This window comes from Phenylobacterium sp., from assembly GCF_036264965.1.
Lineage (GTDB): Bacteria > Pseudomonadota > Alphaproteobacteria > Caulobacterales > Caulobacteraceae > Phenylobacterium.
Window position 1 is genome coordinate 1 of record NZ_DATAPY010000112.1, and the last position, 16,836, is coordinate 16,836.

Here is a 16,836-nt window from a genome sequence, read left to right on the forward strand (position 1 = left end):
GGGCAGGCCCTTGCCGTCCCGCATCCAACGTCGGGCCGCCTGTACCTGAAGCTCCACGACGATCCGGCGGTGATCAATCAGGCGATCGTACCGGTCGACCGCGGCGTGGCGGCGGGACAGCCCAAGATGGCGGGACCGATACCTTAACCGGCCAGGGTGAAGCGAATGGGGATGCGGATTGTCGCGCCCTCGACCGGCGTCCCGTCGCGGGTCATCGGGCGCATCTTGAACGCGTGGCTCATCTTGATCGCGGCGACCCCGAAGCCTTCGTCGTCGGGCGTCTCGGACTCGACGGAACAAGCCTTTAAGAGCCCCTCGGCCGAGACGACGCAACCGATCACGGCGCGCCCTTGAATGCCCAATCTCGCTGCGCGATCCGGATAGTACCGGGCGATCTCATCGCCGGTCGGTTTCTGCAGCCAGTCTGGGTTCGCGATGATGTGGGGCTTCGGTGGCGCAGGCGGCGCCGGCTTGGGCGCAGGCGGCGCGATCACCGGCGGCGCCTTGATCTCGAGATGGACGGGCGCAGGGGGGATCGGCAGGGGCGGAATGGTTGGAATGTCCAGAAGCTTCGGGGGCCGCGGCTGGACCCTGGGATGCGCCCGTGGCTTGGGAGGTGGCGCGCGCTTTGGCTTCGGCGGCGTTGGCGGCGGGACAGGCGGCGGCCGAGGCTTGATGAGCTGGACGTCAGTCACCTCGTCGCCGAGGGCCCGATAATGGGGTTCGAACCTGGCGGTCCAGAGATAGACAGCCAGACCGACATGGATTGCGACCGCGATCGTCAGGGCGACGACAAGCGCGAGCCTCTGGAGCAATGGGGGGCGGCGGCCTGGATCATCGAAGCGGACAATTTGGAAGACTGGGGCGCTGACGTTTTCGCGCATCTCCGTCGTGGGCGGCCGGCGCCGCGCTCTTGCCTCCTGATGCCGGGGTGCTCGGTTGTCGTTGCTGGCGGCGGCTGCGGCCGTCAGTAGCCTCTCGGGAAGGTCAGGACGAAACGGGTCTGGCCCTTCGCCGGGGCCTCCACCTTGGCGATCTGCGGTCGGGTGTTCGTCTCGGTCAGACGCGCCACGACTCGGTAGGTGTCTCGGTCTTGGGGCTTCAGCAGCACCCAGGGCCCATTGCAGGTCACGCTGAGGATCGGCGACCCATTTTTGTGCGCAAGCGTGAGGTCTTCGCCGGCCATGTAGTTGTGGAGGGCGTCGGCAAACTCGACCCGGACGGGATAGGCGCGCCAGCGCGGCTGGTCCCTGACCTGCTCGCCAACCCCTGTGCAGGCGACGCCTACGCCGTTGATGGTGGTCTCCGAATCCAACGCCAAGCGGACCGGGTGTTGAGCCGAAGCCGCCCAGGCGAAGGTGAGGGGGCGTCTGGCGCTGGACGCCGGCGCGGTCGGGGAACTGAGCGCGGCGCTGGCGCAGGCCGCGACAGCGACGGCGAGGGTTGCGGTAAGGAGGGGTTTGCAGGTCGGCATGGTCAGGTGTCCAGGTTCGAAAGCCGTGATCGTCCCGCGATGCCCTCGGCGAGGTTCAACGCGCAATCATATCGTATTGTGATATAGTGCCGGGCCGAGGATGGTGTTATATCGTCTCACGATCTGTTGAAACCGAACGTCTTGGAGGGCGCTTGCGGGCGTCGCTTTGGTCAATATGCGGGCTGGCCGTCGCGGCCCTGGTCGGGACCGCCGACGCGTTCGCCGCGAAGCGACCTGCCGCGCCACCCGCGGACTACGGTCAGGACCTGATCTCGGTGGTCACCGGGCAGCACGAGCCGACGCCGACCGGCAACTGCATCGTGTGGGCCAATGCCGAAGGTCTCGGCGTCGGGCGCGCCCAGTTGGGCGGCTACCACGGCGTCGCGATGAACATCGATCTCAAACCGATGGGCAAGGACGGGCCGCAGCCGGTGACCTTCGCCGCGGGCCTGGCCGAGTTGAAGTCGCGCTGGCCGACCACGCCGGACTGGCTCGTCAAGACCCTGCAGAAGAACCAGGCGGCCATCGAAGCCGCCTGTGGGGAGGACCATGAGACGCCCGTCACCATCCATAAGATCACCGCGGCCGACCAGCATGGCTAAGCCCGCTGCCATCGAAGGCTTCGTGGCCCCTCAAGGAAGCTGCAGGTGACCGGTCTCCCACGCCGCCTGGTGCTCGGGGGCGTCCTGGCGGTCTGCGCCGGCGGAGCGGCCGCGGCCGCGGCCGCGCCACGGCTCGGGGAGCCGGCGCCCCCTTTCCGGGCGATGGACGCCGACGGCCGTCGCCGCGCGCTCTCCGACTTCGCAGGCAAGATCGTCGTCCTGGAGTGGACCAACTCGGGCTGCCCCTATTGCGGCAAGCACTATGGGTCGGGGACCATGCAGGCGCTGCAGCGAAAGGCAGTCAAGGACGGGGTCGTCTGGCTGACCGTGGCCTCGTCCGCGCCGGACATGCAGGGCTACTTCACGCCCGCGACCGCGCGCGCCTGGAAGGCCATGGTCCACAACGCCGCGACGGCGATCCTACTAGATGGCGACGGCAAGATCGGGCGTCTTTACGAGGCCAAGGCCACCCCACAGATGTTCGTGATCGATCGCGCTGGGCGGGTCGCCTACATGGGCGGGATCGACGACCGGCCTTACACGGACCCTGAAAGCCTGAAGGGCGCCAAGCCCTATGTCGCGCTCGCGCTGGCGGATCTCAGGGCTGGACGGCCGGTCGCGATCCCCGTGTCCCAACCCTACGGGTGCAGCGTCAAATACAATTCCGCCGAATAGGCGCGAAGAAGGACCTGAACGACCTGCGAAAAGCTGTCCTGGCGATGATCTTGGCGGCGGCCCTCTTGTCGCCAGCGCTTGCCGCCGCCCAATCGCCGCCCGCAGGCGTCAAGGTCGCCAACGGCGTCTGGCCGATCCGGCCGGCAAGCCGCTCTACACCTACGACAACGACACCATGAAGGGCATGAGCCACTGCGAAGCCGACTGCGCCAAGGCGTGGCCGCCGTTCCTGGCCGATGCGAAGGCCAAGCCGGCGGGCGACTGGTCGCTCGTGGTGCGCGAGGGCGGCGCCCACCAGTGGGCCTACAAGGACAAGCCCCTCTATGCCTTCCCGGCTGACAAGCCTGGCCAGGCGGGGAACGGGGAAACCGCGGGCAAGTTCAAGCTCGCGAAATGAGGGTGAACTGCGTCGTCCAGGCGGTAGTTTATCAGTTGGAAATTGGCCGGCGTTGGATTCCCACCGACGCCAGGTGGCGGCTATGAGGGCGGCATGATCGACATCGTGCACATTGGTTCCAATGAGCCTCTCCCGTCGCTGGGCGACGGAATGATCGTGTCGCGAACCCCGTCGGGAAGGTGGCAAGTGACGGGCGCGGCTGTGACGGGCCGTGACGAGGCAACATTCCTCGCGGCGCAAGCTTTCAATCGGCAAAGCGCGGCAATCGAGTTCGCCCGCGAATGGGGTGAGCCGCGCGGTGTCGAGGCGATCTACGTAAGGGGACCGGACGATGCCTAGGCCCCCAAGGACAGAAACGCCCCGCTGGGGCTATGGGCCTCGCGGCCATGGTCGCCAGGATCGCGAGGGAGAGATCGAAGTTTCCGCGACGCCGAGGGATGAAACGCAGAGCTCGGTTGGTCGCGACGGCGCAACTGCGAGAGTTGAGAGGCTTGCGGCCGACGAGCGATCAAAGATCACCTCTGGTGCTGCTCGTACTCGGTGGGAAAACGTCCGGCTTCTCGTGGAAAGGCAGAGCCAAGTGAGCGTTTCCGTCCAGGAAATCTTCCATGATCCAGAGCATGAAGGTGCATCTCTAGATCGTGCCACGATATAATTCCAAACGGCGCCGAACCTCGCGAAAGCACGGACGTTCTCAAGAGAGGACCGCGGCATCCGCCAGCGGCATTTGAGGACAAGCCATGCATGGCGGCGCCGAGACCATGCCTGCCCGCGCAGAAGAGCCGACGAAGCGAGACTTCCTGCACATAACCACCGGCGTGGCCGCGGTCGGCTTGGTCGGGGGCCTCGCCTGGCCCTTGATCGACCAGATGAACCCCGCGGGCGACACCCTGGCTCTGGCGTCGGTGGAGGTGGAATACACCAAGGTCACCCTGGGCCAGCAGATCGTCGTCAAATGGCAGGGCAAGCCACTCTTCATCCGTCATCGCACGCCGAAGGAAATCGCCGAAGCGGTGGCCGACGATCATGCGGACCTGCGCGATCCGGCGACGGACGCCTCGCGACATAAGCCCGGGATGGCCGAATGGCTGATTGTGATCGGCGTCTGCACCCACCTGGGCTGCGTGCCGACCTTTGGGCAAGGCGAGTACGGCGGCTGGCTCTGCCCTTGCCACGGCTCGGTCTACGACACGGCTGGGCGCATCCGCAAAGGCCCGGCGCCGAAGAACCTGGTGCTTCCAGACTACAGCTTCGAAGCCGGCGGCAAGGTGAAGGTTGGTTGACGGCCGTGGTTCAGGTCGGCAGCACCCAGCGGAATGCGCGCTTCAGCTCCGCGACCGCTCCGTTCGGATACCAGCGGCCATGAGCGATGATCAGGCGCACTGGATTCCAGGCGATCATCGTCTCCACCGCCCGGCCGACCGTGGCATGGCGGCCGAGGAAGCTGAACCGCAGGTCGATCGGCGCCTTGCCATCGGGGTCGAGTGCGCCGCTCACCCGCAGCAGCACTTTCAGCCACCACGGCCGGACCCGCTCGATCTCGAAATTCTCGATCAGGTCGGTGAGGATGAGCGTCCTGGACGGCCGGTGGAAGAAGCCCACTTCGGTCAACACGGGGCCGCGCACGACGACGTGGCCGATCTCCAGCGCCCAGAGGCTGGGTGGGACATCCGACAGGACATGCTGCAGGACCACGCCCCGTTTGGCGGAGTAGGTCAGCCCCGGCGCCCCGAAGGCCTGGGCGCGCGGAAACAGCGCCTGCCACTCCGGAAGCCACCAATAGTGCAGGCTGTTGGGGGCGATCAGATAGCGGACTCGCCCCAGCCGACCGAGATCGCGGACCAGGTCGTCCGTCGGCTTGATGGGGGAGTGGAGCCAAAGATCCCCGCTCGCCAACCGCACCACCGTCATCCGGGTCGGGAACGGAAACTTGCAGCCGAGGTAGCCAAGCTTGATTTCCGGGCCATCCACGATCCACATGACCTCAGCCACGGGCTTCAGCGCGTTCAGCGGCGCATAAGGGACAAAGGCCTGGCCCAAGTCGCCCTGCGGCGCCGGGCGCTCGTCGTCGTGTCGGCCGCGCCAGGCTTGGCCGCGCGAGTTCATGGCGGGCAGCGCTTCTGTTGCGCGATGAGGCGCGCCGAGAGCGGCTGCCGGCACATGGCCTTCCAGATCTGCGGGAAGACGCAGTCGGCCATCTCGTCCTCGGAGGCCGGCGGTTCATCGGTCGTCGTCGGTGGCTTGGCGGCGAAGCTCAAGACTCGGTTGTTGATCACGGCGGAGTCGGAGTCGCCGTTCGCGATGAATTCCACACTGTCGATGTGGCCATGCGCGCTGTCGGCGGAGACTTGGCCGCACACCACATCGGGGCTGTATCCTCGGGACTCGTGGTGGAAGCGGACATGATCCAGCTGGAACTGAGCCTTCACCAAGTGATGCGCCTTCGCCGCGGCGCCTCCGAAGGTGGGACGCGCGTCGTCGCAGCCGGCGAGCACGCTCACGCTCAATAGGATCAGGACCCCGAACACCGGCGCCGCGCCACGGATCGTCGCTCCGTTCGACACCAGGCGTCCTCGTCCTCGCCCGCGGCGGCTATCGGCCAAGATCCACCCCCCTCAGGACAAGATCCGGGTCTTCCGGCGCGAGGGATCGGTTGCCGGACTCGTCGATCAAGGCTTCCAGAATCGCCACCAAGGCGCGCTCGATCTGGGCGTTGTCGATCGGCCGGTCGCGGCGCAACTCGTGCAGGCTCGCCGTCAACTGCCGGCGGCGGTGATCGCTAAGCGCCATCGAAAGCTCCTCGGGTCTTGGCGGATATTTGCGCAGCCGCGGCCATCCCTGTGTCCGCAGGGTAGATCATATCACTAGATGATATATATCCCACGTTCCAACGGGAATCCCAAGATGGCGGCGCCTGACAGATGACTGAGACTTCGGCGCGTTCGGGCCGCCGCTTCGGCGCTAAGCGCCTACCGAGAAACGCGATGGAGGCGGAGGACAAGCAACGGCTGCCGCTTCCGGTTCTGTCGCTGCTGGCGCTGGCGCTGGGGGTGATCACCGGCTTCGGCGCGGTGCTGTTCCGCGACCTGATCGGCCTGATCCACAACCTGTTCTTCACCGGCCATCTGGCGCTGCACTACGACGCCAATGTGTTCACCGCACCCGCGCCCTGGGGCGCGCTGGTCATCCTGGTTCCGGTCATCGGCGCGGTGGGCGTCACTTTCCTGGTCAGCAATTTCGCGCCCGAGGCCAAGGGGCATGGCGTACCCGAGGTGATGGAGGCGATCTACTACCGGGGTGGCGTCATCCGGCCGGTGGTGGCGCTGGTGAAATCCCTGGCCTCCGCGATCGCCATCGGTAGCGGCTCGTCGGTGGGCCGCGAAGGGCCGATCATTCAGATCGGCTCGGCGCTCGGCTCGACGATGGGGCAGATCATCCGCATGCCGGCCGGCCAGCGGATCGCGCTGGTCGCGGCTGGGGCCGGGGCCGGGATCGCATCGACCTTCAACACGCCCATCGGCGGGGTGATGTTCGCCATCGAGCTGATGATGCCGGAGGTGAGCGTCGAGACCTTCCTGCCCGTGGCGATTGCGACCGGGGCGGCGACGTTCGTGGGCCGCTGGTTCTTCGGCGACGCGCCGGCCTTCCAGGTTCCGGCTTTGCAGGCCCTGGCATCCGACCCCAGCGCCCTGCTGGTCCTAATCCTGTTCGCCGTGCTCGGCGCGATCACCGGCGTTGCCGCGGCGGGGTTCATTCGCGGCCTGCATCTGGCCGAAGACCTCTTCGACAAGATCAAGCCGCGCTACCTGCGCCACATGCTGGGCATGCTGGCGGTCGGCGCGCTGATGTACCTGCTGTTCCGGACGCTGGGGCAATACTATGTGGACGGGGTCGGCTACGCGACGGTGCAGGCGATTCTTTCGGGCCAGGCCACCGCCTTCTGGCTGCTCGGCCTGCTGTTTCTCTGCAAGGTGCTGGCGACGTCGCTCAGCCTGGGCTCCGGGTCATCCGGCGGCATCTTCTCGCCCTCCCTCTACATGGGCGCGACGCTCGGCGGCGGCTTTGCGGCCCTCCTGAACTGGCTGAACCTGCCGGTGCATCTCAGCGTGCCGGCGTTCGCCATGGTCGGTATGGGCGCGATGGTCGGGGGTGGCACCGGCGCGGTGATGACCGCCGTCACCATGATTTTCGAGATGACCTTGGACTATTCCATCGTCATGCCGATGATCGTGGCGGTGGCCATGAGCATCGGCGTGCGCCGGGTGCTGAGCCACGAGAACATCTACACGCTCAAGCTGGTGCGTCGCGGCCGCGCGATCCCCAAGGCGCGCCACGCCAACATGTTCCTGGTGCATGCGGCGCGTGAGGTGATGGACACCGACATCGAGGTCTTGCCCGCCGAGATGAGCTTCGACGACTATCTGGCGCGGCCTGAACACGCCGGCCGAATGCGCCACCTGGTGATCACCCAGAAGGGCAGGATCTTTGGGGTGATCCGGGTCAACACCGGGCTGCGGCGGGGCCTGGAAGGCTCGCATACCGGCGCGACCTTAGGCGAGGTGGCCAACCGCAACTTCACGGTGGTCAGTGAGGACGACGTGGTGTTCGACGTGATCCGTCGCATGTCGCGCCGCGACGCCACCATGGCGGTGGTGATCCGCGGTCGCGGCGTGCCGCGGGCGGCGGACGTGGTGGGGCTGATCAGCAAGGAGCATGTGGCCGATTCCGTGGCCGCGAGCGTCAGCATCTATCCTAGGCGGGATCGCTCGCCGACCTGAGTTTGCGAAGGCGCCGTAGCGACGAACTGAGCGCGGGCTCGCGGCGCAACATTTCCGCCAGATGCAGGTTGGCCAGGTGGCTCAGCATGGCTTCGCCACTTTCCGTCAGGCTAAGCTCGACGCTGCGCCGGTCGACGCTGGATGGCGCGCGCTGCGCCAAGCCCGCCTTGGCCAGGCGGTCCACCAGCTGGACCGCCGCGTGGTGGGTGAGCAGAAGTTCCTCGGACAGATCCTTCACAGACATGGCGCCGCCCGGCCACGCCGCGATCGCCAGCATCGCCTGATACTGCTGCTGGGTGACGCCGGCCTCGCGGCTGATGGTTTCGCTGGCCGCCAGGAAGCGCCGCATCGCGTGACGGAAGCTGGCGAGGGGCAGGAAGCGATCGGGGTCGAGCACCATAAATCTGACTAGGCCTCAAGTTCGCAAAGCGACGCCCAAGGGTATTGAGGAAGCTGCAAGGCGTCGATGATTTCCCGACCTAGGGCGAACCGGGCCAAACCTGGAATGACGAATGCGCGAACCACCTGGTTGCGGAAGACCATGCCCCAATGGGTCTTCGGCGCAAAAGCTAAGGCAAAGCGCTCGGCGCCGCTTTGCTTGGCGGCGACATAATCTCTGAGCGCGCCTTCATAGGCGGCAAAGGCCTCCCGGTGCCGGCCCTGCGCCTTGGCGAGTTCGCCGGCGAGCACATAGGCTGAGGTCATGGCCAGCGCCGCCCCTTGGCCCGCCGCCAGGGAGACGCAGAATGCGGCGTCGCCGACCAGGGCGACGCGGCCGCTCCACCACCTGTCCATGCGGATCTGGCTGATGCTGTCGAAGTAGAGGCTATCGGCGCGGTCCAGCTCTTCGAGGATTTTCGGACATTCCCATTTGCCGTCGGCATAGACCGCCCGAAGCATCGCCTTCTGCGCGTCCCGCGTGGTCGGAAGTGCGCCGCGGTCGGTCACAAAGATGAACAGGAACAGGGTCCTGTCCTCCCTCAGTGTGAAGCGACCGACCATCCGGCCCGGCTGGCCGTACAACAGGTAGATATCCTCGTCGTGCGGGACGTAGCCAGCAACCTCGAAGGCCGCGACGCCATAGCCCAGCGGCGTTTCGAAGTGCGCTTCCGCCCCGAACACCAGCCTGCGGACGTCCGAGTGCAGGCCATCGGCGCCGATCACCAGGTCGAACCGGCGCTCGCGGCCATGCTTGAATTTTACGCGCACGCCGTCGGCGTCTTCCCGCAGATCGACAATCTCATCACCGAACACCACCTCGGTCTCACCCCTGATCGCGTCGAACAGCAATCCTGAAAGGTCGCTGCGACCCAGAGTGATGAAGCGGCCATCCGTCAATTCGTCGAACACCTTGACCCCGAAGCCAGCAAGCCGCCCTCCGTGATCGCCGATGATGCGCAGTTCGCGCATATGGTAGCCGAGACGGTTGATATCCGGCCCAAGGCCCATCTGCTCGGCAATGTCGTATCCCAAGCCCCAGAAGTCGATGACATAGCCGTCGGTGCGCGGCTTCGGCGCCCGTTCGATCAGTATTGGCTCAAATCCCCCCGCCTTTAGCCAGTAGGCCAGGGTGGGTCCGGCGATCCCGAGGCCGGAGATCAGGACACGCTTGTTGATCGGCGTCACTTGAGGTTCCTTCGATAGGCGGCGACGCCGGCCGGCGTCGCCTCTGGATCGCCGCGCCTTTTCAACCCTTTGCGGAGGGAACCTCCACCGGCACGAACAGGTGCTGGCCGCGTCGAGACAATCGCACCAGGATTTCTTCATGGTGACCACCGCGGGCTTCGGTGATCGCCTGCGAGACGTCGGCCGCGGAATTGATCGGATGCGAGCCGATCCGGTCGATCACGTCGCCGGGCTGCACGCCGCGCTCGCCGGCGCTGGAATTCGGCGCGACCCGCTCGACACGGACGCCCCCACCTGGGTTTGGGGCCACCAGCAGGCCGAGGCCCCCGGCGCCGGCTGAACCCGAACCGCCCGCATCGTTCATCGCCAGGTTGATGTCAGCCGGCCGGGTGCCGGAGTGCACGTCGATCTGCCGCGGGACGCCATCGCGGCGGATGTCCAGGCGAATGCTGTCGCCGGCCCGGGCCAACGCCACCTGACGGGTCAGATCGGACGCCGAGGTGATGGGGTGACCATCGATTTTCATCACCAGGTCGCCGGATTGCAGGCCAGCGCGCGCGCCGGGGCCATCGGGTGTCACGTCGGCGACCAGAGCCCCTTCACGCGGTCGCAGGCCGAGGCTGTCCGCCATGTCTGGCGTCATGTCCTGGATCGTCGCGCCGATGTAGCCGCGCACCACCTTGCCGCTGGAGATCAGTTGCTTGGCGACCGAGGCCGCGACGTCGGCGGGAATGTCGAATCCGATGCCGACAGAACCGCCGGAGGGAGTGAAGATCGCCGAGTTCACGCCCACCACGCGTCCGTAGAGGTCGAAGGTCGGGCCCCCGGAATTGCCGCGATTGATCGGCGCATCGATCTGCATGTAGTCGACGTAGCCCGAACCGCTGACCCGCGGCCGCGCCATGGCCGAAACGATGCCGGCGGTCGCAGTGCCGCCGAGATTGAAAGGATTGCCGACCGCCACGACCCAGTCGCCAACGCGCGGCTTGGCGCGGTCCTCGAAGCTCACGAAGGGGAAGTTGCGGCCGTCCACCTTGATCACGGCGAGATCGGTCTCGGGGTCGCGGCCGACCACATGGGCCGGCAAGGCGCGCTCGTCGGTGGTCCGCACGGTGATCTTATCGGCGCCGTGCACCACGTGATTGTTGGTCACGATATAGCCGTCGCCAGAGATGAAGAAGCCGGACCCGCTCGCATGCATCGGCGCCGCGTGCTGTTGCGGGATCTTCTGGAAGAACTGCTGGAAGCCGGGGAAGGGGAAATCCTGGCCCTGGTCGCTGTCGTCGCCGCCGCCGAATGGCCCGCCGCCGCCGAACGCGACGTCACTCTTCCCGGACTTGCCGACGATATCGATGGAGACCACCGCCGGCGCCACACGCTGGACGATGTCGGCGAAGGAAGCGGGAACGGCGGAGGCCGGCACCGCGAGGGGCGCCGGGTTCACCGGCCTCGACGTCCTGGCGATGGCCCATTGGCCGCCGACGCTGGCCAATACGGCCGCCATCGCGCCGACCGTCGCGCTGTAGATGAGTTCCTTCCGGTTCATGTTGCTCTCGTCTTCGTTCGGACTGGCCGTCGCGGTGTCCGCTGCGGCGGACGGCCTCGAACCGCGGCCAAAGTCGCGGAGCGGAGACCGGCATTTAATATCATATTATGATATAACTATGGTCATCGGCTGGCGCCTTTGAGAGAATGCGCCGCGCCAGCGGGGCTGACGGGTCCCCGAGCCGTAAATCGTAACGCGATCTCGTCGCTGGGTAAGGTCGGGTCGATGAGGTCGATGGAGCCTTGCGGAGTGGACCAGGTTTCGCTGACCCGCGGCAGGGGGCCGATCTCACTCGGGATGCTGTCGCGCACCAGCTTCATCGGCGCGCCGTAGCGCCGGGTGAAGTCGCCGATCAGCGCGGCAAAGGCTTCAAGCGATGCGGTGGCGCGGATCTGGGTGAGGCGGCTCCCTGAGAACCAATACCGCAGATGGTCGAGCGGATATTTCTGGTCGTAGGTGAACCCGACGGGCAGGCTGAGCGTTCCCCAGGCATCGACGTAGGCGCAGACGACGACGCGCGCGGACCGCTCGGCGTCGGTCAGGGTTAAGCCTGCCGCGTCGGGATCGTTCGAACACTTGGCCTTGGTGTGCGGTGATGGTTTCCCGGGTGGAGGCAGGGTCCGCCAATCGGCCTGTGACATCCCGAGGCGGGCGCCTTCAAAGGCGATCGGCGCCTGGGGCGCGCCAGTCGCGGAGGCTGGCGGGATCAGACACAGCAGGAAAAAGGGCCAGATCGCCCGAGGCGCGCGAGCGGACCATTGTGGATTGGAACGTCGAAACATGGTGATACGGTCTCCACGATCATTATATATCGTAATATGATATAAATGGCGAGGCGAAGATTCGAGTTGGCGGCCATCGCTGCCGCATCGTCGCCGCTCAATATTGTCGGCCGATCAGCGGGGCGGTCCACGACGCCCGAGTCCGTGGAGCTCTACCGGTGGAACCTGAGGTCGCCGCCCAATGCCGGCGCCCAGTGTGCTGTCGGCCGAGCCTCCCGGTCCGGCCAGCGGACGCCGAAGGCCCTGAGATGCCGGTCGAGTTCCCGGAGCCGTTCGAGGTCCTCGTCCAGCAAAGGCTGTGGCGGAGCACGCCGGTAGTCGGCGATCTGGCCCAGGAGGTCTTCGACCCGGGCGCCGCGGACCGCGTCCGGAGGCGCCGGTGTGGCCAGCACGTCGGCGACCTCCTCGATCGCCGAGGTGAGGGCTGCGCGGGAGTGCAGCGGCTGAGGCCGTGAGCCTTCCGCGTAGGTCCAGGCGACGCCATTCCCATTGGCGGCGCGGAATTGGGCGTCGGCGAAGGACCAGTTCGCAAGAGCGTCCCACCATGCGGCCAGATAGCCGGAGCGATCGTTCGGGTAGTCGAGATAATAGGCGTGTTCCCAGAGATCGCAGACCAGCAGCGGCGTCCAGTCGGTCACCGCCAGCGTGTCGCCGTCTCGCGTCGTGACGATGGACAGCCGCTCGCCGTGCGCCACGAGCCATACCCAGCCGGACCCGAAGTGGCCGGCGCCGGCTTCACGCGCGGCGCGCCTCAGGCCGGAGAGGCTCCCGAAATGCGCATCGATGGCCCGACGCAGCTCCGGGTCTGCAGGCTCTGAGCTCTCAGGCGCCATGCAGTTCCAGAAGAAGCCATGATTCCAAGCCTGGCAGGCGTTGTTCAGGAGCGGCAGGTCGAGCTCCCTCAGGCCGCTTCGGATGAGATCTTCTAACGATGTCGGCGCATCGCCTTCCGTGAGGTCGTTCACGGCCGCAACATACCGCCCGTGATGGCCATCATGATGGAGACGCAGCGCCCGCGTGGAGACGATCGGCTCGAGGGCGTCGTCGTCGTAGGGCAGGTCAGGCAGTTCGATCATCTCGTCACCATGGCGTGGTGCGTCCGCCGGCGTTCGTTCCCGCCAGCTCTCGCCTGCGCCGCGGACCAGCCGCGCAGGCGTCAAGGCGCCTAAGTCCCAGGGCAGGGTACATAATATCGTGGAACGATCTATTCCAGCGAGATGACGACAGTGTGAGCTGCGAAGGCGAGGTCAATCGCATGTTCTGGTTGGCTCAGCCGGCGGCGCGAGGTCCGCTCGCGGCAGACGCTCCGGCTAGTCGTCGAGACGGTGCAGCCGCCGCACCGCCTACAGCACGCCTTCCAGGATCTCCGACGTCTGGCCAAGCCGCCGGAGGTTGCGGCGGGAGATCGTCTCGAGGGCTCTGGCGCCGGCCGGACGAAGGCGCAGCAGGACACGGCGGCGGTCCTCATCCGAGGCGATACGCTCGATCAGGTCCCGCTCCGCCATGCGCGCAACGAGCTCCACCGCGCTATGGTTCTTGATCAACAAGCTCTCCGCGAGCTCCCCAACGGTCATTGGCCCCAGGCCGAGATGGCTGCGGATGGCCAGGAGCGCCTGGTGCTGCTGCGAACTGATCCCTTGCGCCTGCGCGCCCTCCTCGCTGAACTTCAGGAAATCGCGGATCGAGCGACGGAACTCACCCAGCGCTTGATACTCGGCGTCGGTCAGCCGCGGCCTTCGCGGCGATGACCGGCTCGGATCTGGCTTCGTCTTCGTCTTCAAGGAATCGCCTCGCCGTCGCGCCGTTCCATCTTGGCGCGATGCTTCGGCTAAGGAGAGCGACGGGATCAGGCGCAAGGGGGGCGGAGAAGTCCCAGCGCAATCCCGATCCCGTCGCCCCGCGGGCGCTTGCCCGCTCGCGGGAGCCGAGGTCGTGCGGGGAAGGAACCCACCGGCGGCGAAAGACCAGTCGCCGTCGGAACCATGTCGCGGCGGCGGACGGCCCACCCAAGCCCGCAACTTCACATGATCGACCTCGCCGGATCGGTCTCCCAGCCAACCCAGCCACCATATCCTGCTGTGATATTATTGGGAGTCAAGCCCTTGGTCTGGGGTCACTGCCCGGCGAACGGAGTCATCCCGCCTAAGCTCCACTTCCATTATATCATTGAGTGAGATATAGTCGCGCCTTCGTTCAAACTTGGCCATTGGGGATTTTGATGACGCTGGGCGCTTCGACTTTCACGCGTTCGATTCGGCGGACCGCGGCAGCGGCGATGCTGGTAGGGCTGGCGGCGTGCGCTTCGCATCCGAAGCCCGCGCCGACGGTCGCGCCGCCGCCGCCGCCTCCGCCGCCCGCTCGTCCCGCGCCCCGTCCGGCGCCCGCGCCGCCGCCGGTGACCAGCAGCATCCTCCCGGGAACCTCCAAGGACTTCGTGGTCAACGTGGGTGACCGGGTCTATTTCGACTACGAGAAATATACCGTGCGCCCAGACGCCGAGGGCGTACTGGCCGCGCAAGCCGCTTGGCTTCTGCGCTATCCTGCAGTGCAGGTTCGCATCGAAGGCAATTGCGACGAACGCGGCACCCAGGAATACAACCTCGCGCTCGGCGCCCGGCGCGCCAATTCGGTCAAGACCTTCCTGGTCGCGCACGGCGTGCCGACGACGCGGATCACGACCGTCTCCTACGGCAAGGAGCATCCGGTCGATCCCGGAACCGGCGAGCAGGCCTGGCAGCATAACCGCAACGCCCACACCGATATTGTGAGCGGCGCGCGCTGACTTCCGCGGCCGGGGCCGCTCGGCCGCGACGGCGGCCGGGTCGCCGCGGCGACGCTACTCGACGGAGGCGGGCGCCGGATCGCCGGCGTGCCAGGCCGCGACTTTTCCAAAGGTGAGGCCTTGGACCACGATCGAGAAGATCACGACGGCGAAGGTGGTCGAGAGGATCAGCACGTGGGCGGGCCCTCGCGGCACGCTCAGCGCCATCGCGAGCGACAGCGCGCCGTGCAACCCGCCCCAACCCAGCACCAGCCCGGCGTGACGCTGACCCTCGCGAACTTGGAAATAGGCTCCCCAGGGCAGCACCACCGCGAAGCGGGCGGCCAACACGAGAACGAGGGCCGCACCCCAAAGGCCCGCCAGCCGCGGGTCGAAGGGGATCACCAGCACCTCAAGGCCCAGCAGAATGAACAGGAGCGCGTTCAGGATCTCGTCGATCAGCGTCCAGAATTCCCGCATGTGGCGCCGCGTGGTCTCGCTCATCCTCGTCTTCGCGCCCTCGTCGCCCATCAGCAGGCCCGCCGCCACCACCGCGATGGGACCACTGATCCCCAGCGCCTGGGCCAGGGCGTAGACCCCGGCCGCCAGCGCCAGCGACAAGGTGACCTCGACCGCATAGTCGTCGATCGTCCCAATGATGCGGAGCGCCAGCCAACCGGCGGCCAGGCCGAACGCCAGGCCGCCCAGCGCCTGGAGGGCCACCTGTCCGATGGCGTCGAGAGGATGCAGGCCGCCCCCAATGGCGATGGCCAGAGCCGCGGTGAAGATCACGATGCCGACGGCATCGTTGAACAGCGCCTCACCTTGGAGCACGACTTCGAGCATCTTGGACAACTTGCCTGCCCGCACGGCGGCCAGCACGGCGATCGGGTCCGTCGGGCTGATCAGAGCTCCGAACACACAGGCCCACGGCAGCGACAACTGCAGGCCTAGGCCGCGCGCGGCCAGCCAAAGCCCGCCGCCGACGATTCCCGTGGAGGCCAGGACTCCGACGGTCGCCAGCGTCCAGACGGCGAGCCTGCGTCGGTGCAGCTCCGACAGATCGACCTGCATGGCGCCGGCGAAGAGCAGGAAGCCTAGCATGTAACCCAGGACGGCTTGCGGGAAATTGACCCCCACAACCGCAGCGATGACCTGGCCCGCGCCACCCGCCGGGAAGACCTGGTGCAGCAGCAGGAGGACGCCGGCGTTCAACCCGCCCGCGAGGACCATCACCGTCGCGCTTGGCCAATGGAGCAAGCGCGCATTGACCCAACCGGCGAGGCCGATGAGCCCCAGAAACAAGGCCATGATCTGGAAGAGCGTCATGGCGCCACCCTAAAGGCGCCGGAGCGCCCGAGCTTTCCGCGTTCGATATCTAACGATGCCAGCCGACTTCGGATGCGGGCGATTTCCGTGGCATTTTCGGGATCAATCATCAGCGTCACGAACGTGGACAGGGGGCGGAATTTAGCAGGAAGGCGATTTGAAGGGGCCTCGGCCCCGGCCAATCATGGCCCAGGTCAGCGTCGGGCAGGGTTGAAAACATCCGGATTTTATATACACTACGGATAATCCGGAACGTGAGTGCAGGCGATATGGTCAAGGTGTCTTCGGCCGAATTCCAGAAGAATATCGGCCGCTATCAGGATGTGGCTCTGGTGCAGCCGGTGACGATCACCCGCAACGGGCGCGATCGCACCGTGATGATTTCGGCTGATGAATATCATCGGCTGAAGCGCCGTGATCGCCAGGTCTTGGGGCTGGACGATTTCACCGAAGCCGACCTCGCCGCGATCCGCGCGGCCGAGCCGCCGGCCGAGACGGCGCATTACGATCATGAACTGAAATAGCCGGTGGCCTGGGTGACCAGGCCGTCGACCGCCAGGCCGTGGCGGTTCTCCATCAACGCGTGGCCCAGGTAGCAGAGCTTGGCCGGCTGGCCGTCGCCCTTCTTGTAGAGCCGCGCCTCGGGATCGGTCGTGCTCTGGTGAGTCTCGTTGGAACGCTTCTCCTTGTGGAAGCCGCGCTCGGCGTTGCGACCCGGGCCTTCGGGGTCGTTGTCGCCGCCGTCCTTCCTCCGGAAACTCTTCATCGAGGCCCAGGCCTCGATCAGCGTGCCGTCCACCGAGAAGTGATCCGACGACATCAGCTGCTTGACCCTGGGCTGGGCCAGGATGGCGCGCAGGAACTTG

Annotated in this window: 20 protein-coding genes and 1 pseudogene; 8 read left to right on the forward strand and 13 right to left on the reverse strand. The window is 66.5% G+C overall.

Annotated elements, in window-relative coordinates:
- Positions 1–143: 143 nt before the first annotated feature.
- Positions 144–884 carry an energy transducer TonB gene (locus tag VHS75_RS14430; RefSeq protein ID WP_329639315.1) on the reverse strand — a complete coding sequence of 247 codons (741 nt, stop codon included), beginning with the start codon at positions 882–884 and terminating at the stop codon, positions 144–146.
- An 83-nt stretch (positions 885–967) separates the two neighbouring features.
- Complete coding sequence (locus tag VHS75_RS14435) at positions 968–1,474, reverse strand: hypothetical protein (RefSeq protein WP_329639316.1); 507 nt, start codon at positions 1,472–1,474, stop codon at positions 968–970.
- A gap of 152 nt (positions 1,475–1,626) precedes the next feature.
- Between VHS75_RS14435 and VHS75_RS14440 the strand changes: the two genes are divergently transcribed.
- The 5 genes from VHS75_RS14440 (at position 1,627) to petA (ending at position 4,431) form a co-directional block, all read left to right on the forward strand.
- Positions 1,627–2,076, forward strand: a complete 450-nt coding sequence (locus tag VHS75_RS14440; protein WP_329639317.1) for a hypothetical protein — start codon at positions 1,627–1,629, stop codon at positions 2,074–2,076.
- 45 nt (positions 2,077–2,121) lie between these two features.
- Positions 2,122–2,751 carry a redoxin domain-containing protein gene (locus tag VHS75_RS14445; protein WP_329639318.1) on the forward strand — a complete coding sequence of 210 codons (630 nt, stop codon included), beginning with the start codon at positions 2,122–2,124 and terminating at the stop codon, positions 2,749–2,751.
- Complete coding sequence (locus VHS75_RS14450; RefSeq protein ID WP_329639319.1) at positions 2,651–3,148, forward strand: hypothetical protein; 498 nt, start codon at positions 2,651–2,653, stop codon at positions 3,146–3,148. The genes VHS75_RS14445 and VHS75_RS14450 overlap by 101 nt, the downstream gene beginning before the upstream one ends.
- Positions 3,149–3,241: 93 nt before the next feature.
- Positions 3,242–3,487 (forward strand): hypothetical protein, encoded by a 246-nt coding sequence (locus tag VHS75_RS14455; RefSeq protein ID WP_329639320.1) that lies wholly within the window; start codon positions 3,242–3,244, stop codon positions 3,485–3,487.
- A 401-nt stretch (positions 3,488–3,888) separates the two neighbouring features.
- A complete protein-coding gene (petA, locus tag VHS75_RS14460; protein ID WP_329639321.1) occupies positions 3,889–4,431 on the forward strand; it encodes a ubiquinol-cytochrome c reductase iron-sulfur subunit in 543 nt (180 codons plus the stop codon).
- A 10-nt stretch (positions 4,432–4,441) separates the two neighbouring features.
- Here petA and VHS75_RS14465 read toward each other — a convergent pair whose 3' ends face one another.
- The 3 genes from VHS75_RS14465 to VHS75_RS14475 all read right to left on the reverse strand — a co-directional run bounded on the left by VHS75_RS14465 (position 4,442) and on the right by VHS75_RS14475 (position 5,938).
- Positions 4,442–5,254 carry a DUF4336 domain-containing protein gene (locus VHS75_RS14465; protein ID WP_329639322.1) on the reverse strand — a complete coding sequence of 271 codons (813 nt, stop codon included), beginning with the start codon at positions 5,252–5,254 and terminating at the stop codon, positions 4,442–4,444.
- Positions 5,251–5,649 (reverse strand): hypothetical protein, encoded by a 399-nt coding sequence (locus VHS75_RS14470; RefSeq protein ID WP_329639323.1) that lies wholly within the window; start codon positions 5,647–5,649, stop codon positions 5,251–5,253. Before VHS75_RS14470 ends, VHS75_RS14465 begins: the two co-directional genes overlap by 4 nt.
- A gap of 91 nt (positions 5,650–5,740) precedes the next feature.
- Positions 5,741–5,938 (reverse strand): hypothetical protein, encoded by a 198-nt coding sequence (locus VHS75_RS14475; RefSeq protein WP_329639324.1) that lies wholly within the window; start codon positions 5,936–5,938, stop codon positions 5,741–5,743.
- Positions 5,939–6,069: 131 nt separating this feature from the next.
- Between VHS75_RS14475 and VHS75_RS14480 the strand changes: the two genes are divergently transcribed.
- The gene (locus VHS75_RS14480) at positions 6,070–7,926 is read left to right on the forward strand and encodes a chloride channel protein (RefSeq protein WP_329639325.1); all 1,857 of its coding nucleotides are present in this window, start codon (positions 6,070–6,072) and stop codon (positions 7,924–7,926) included.
- Here the strand turns inward: VHS75_RS14480 and VHS75_RS14485 are convergent.
- The 6 genes from VHS75_RS14485 to VHS75_RS14510 form a co-directional block, all read right to left on the reverse strand.
- Positions 7,901–8,326: a MarR family winged helix-turn-helix transcriptional regulator gene (locus VHS75_RS14485; protein WP_329639326.1), complete on the reverse strand. Its 426-nt coding sequence runs from the start codon at positions 8,324–8,326 to the stop codon at positions 7,901–7,903. The two genes, VHS75_RS14480 and VHS75_RS14485, sit on opposite strands and share 26 nt — an antisense overlap.
- An 8-nt stretch (positions 8,327–8,334) precedes the next feature.
- Positions 8,335–9,552 carry an FAD-binding domain gene (locus VHS75_RS14490; RefSeq protein ID WP_329639327.1) on the reverse strand — a complete coding sequence of 406 codons (1,218 nt, stop codon included), beginning with the start codon at positions 9,550–9,552 and terminating at the stop codon, positions 8,335–8,337.
- Between the two features lie 61 nt (positions 9,553–9,613).
- Positions 9,614–11,098: a trypsin-like peptidase domain-containing protein gene (locus tag VHS75_RS14495; RefSeq protein WP_329639328.1), complete on the reverse strand. Its 1,485-nt coding sequence runs from the start codon at positions 11,096–11,098 to the stop codon at positions 9,614–9,616.
- Between the two features lie 122 nt (positions 11,099–11,220).
- Positions 11,221–11,739 (reverse strand): hypothetical protein, encoded by a 519-nt coding sequence (locus VHS75_RS14500; RefSeq protein WP_329639329.1) that lies wholly within the window; start codon positions 11,737–11,739, stop codon positions 11,221–11,223.
- Positions 11,740–12,032: 293 nt separating this feature from the next.
- The gene (locus VHS75_RS14505) at positions 12,033–13,040 is read right to left on the reverse strand and encodes a superoxide dismutase (RefSeq protein ID WP_329639330.1); all 1,008 of its coding nucleotides are present in this window, start codon (positions 13,038–13,040) and stop codon (positions 12,033–12,035) included.
- A 183-nt stretch (positions 13,041–13,223) separates the two neighbouring features.
- Positions 13,224–13,736: a helix-turn-helix domain-containing protein gene (locus tag VHS75_RS14510; RefSeq protein ID WP_329639331.1), complete on the reverse strand. Its 513-nt coding sequence runs from the start codon at positions 13,734–13,736 to the stop codon at positions 13,224–13,226.
- 362 nt (positions 13,737–14,098) lie between these two features.
- On the opposite strand from VHS75_RS14510, the gene pal reads away from it, so the two are divergent.
- Complete coding sequence (pal, locus tag VHS75_RS14515) at positions 14,099–14,662, forward strand: peptidoglycan-associated lipoprotein Pal (protein WP_414694320.1); 564 nt, start codon at positions 14,099–14,101, stop codon at positions 14,660–14,662.
- A 54-nt stretch (positions 14,663–14,716) separates the two neighbouring features.
- Here pal and VHS75_RS14520 read toward each other — a convergent pair whose 3' ends face one another.
- Positions 14,717–15,970 (reverse strand): sodium:proton antiporter, encoded by a 1,254-nt coding sequence (locus VHS75_RS14520; RefSeq protein ID WP_329639332.1) that lies wholly within the window; start codon positions 15,968–15,970, stop codon positions 14,717–14,719.
- A 254-nt stretch (positions 15,971–16,224) separates the two neighbouring features.
- Between VHS75_RS14520 and VHS75_RS14525 the strand changes: the two genes are divergently transcribed.
- Complete coding sequence (locus VHS75_RS14525; protein WP_329639333.1) at positions 16,225–16,494, forward strand: type II toxin-antitoxin system Phd/YefM family antitoxin; 270 nt, start codon at positions 16,225–16,227, stop codon at positions 16,492–16,494.
- Here VHS75_RS14525 and VHS75_RS14530 read toward each other — a convergent pair.
- Positions 16,494–16,836 (reverse strand): annotated as a pseudogene (locus tag VHS75_RS14530) (IS5/IS1182 family transposase); the annotation flags it as partial. The gene VHS75_RS14525 and the pseudogene VHS75_RS14530 sit on opposite strands and share 1 nt — an antisense overlap.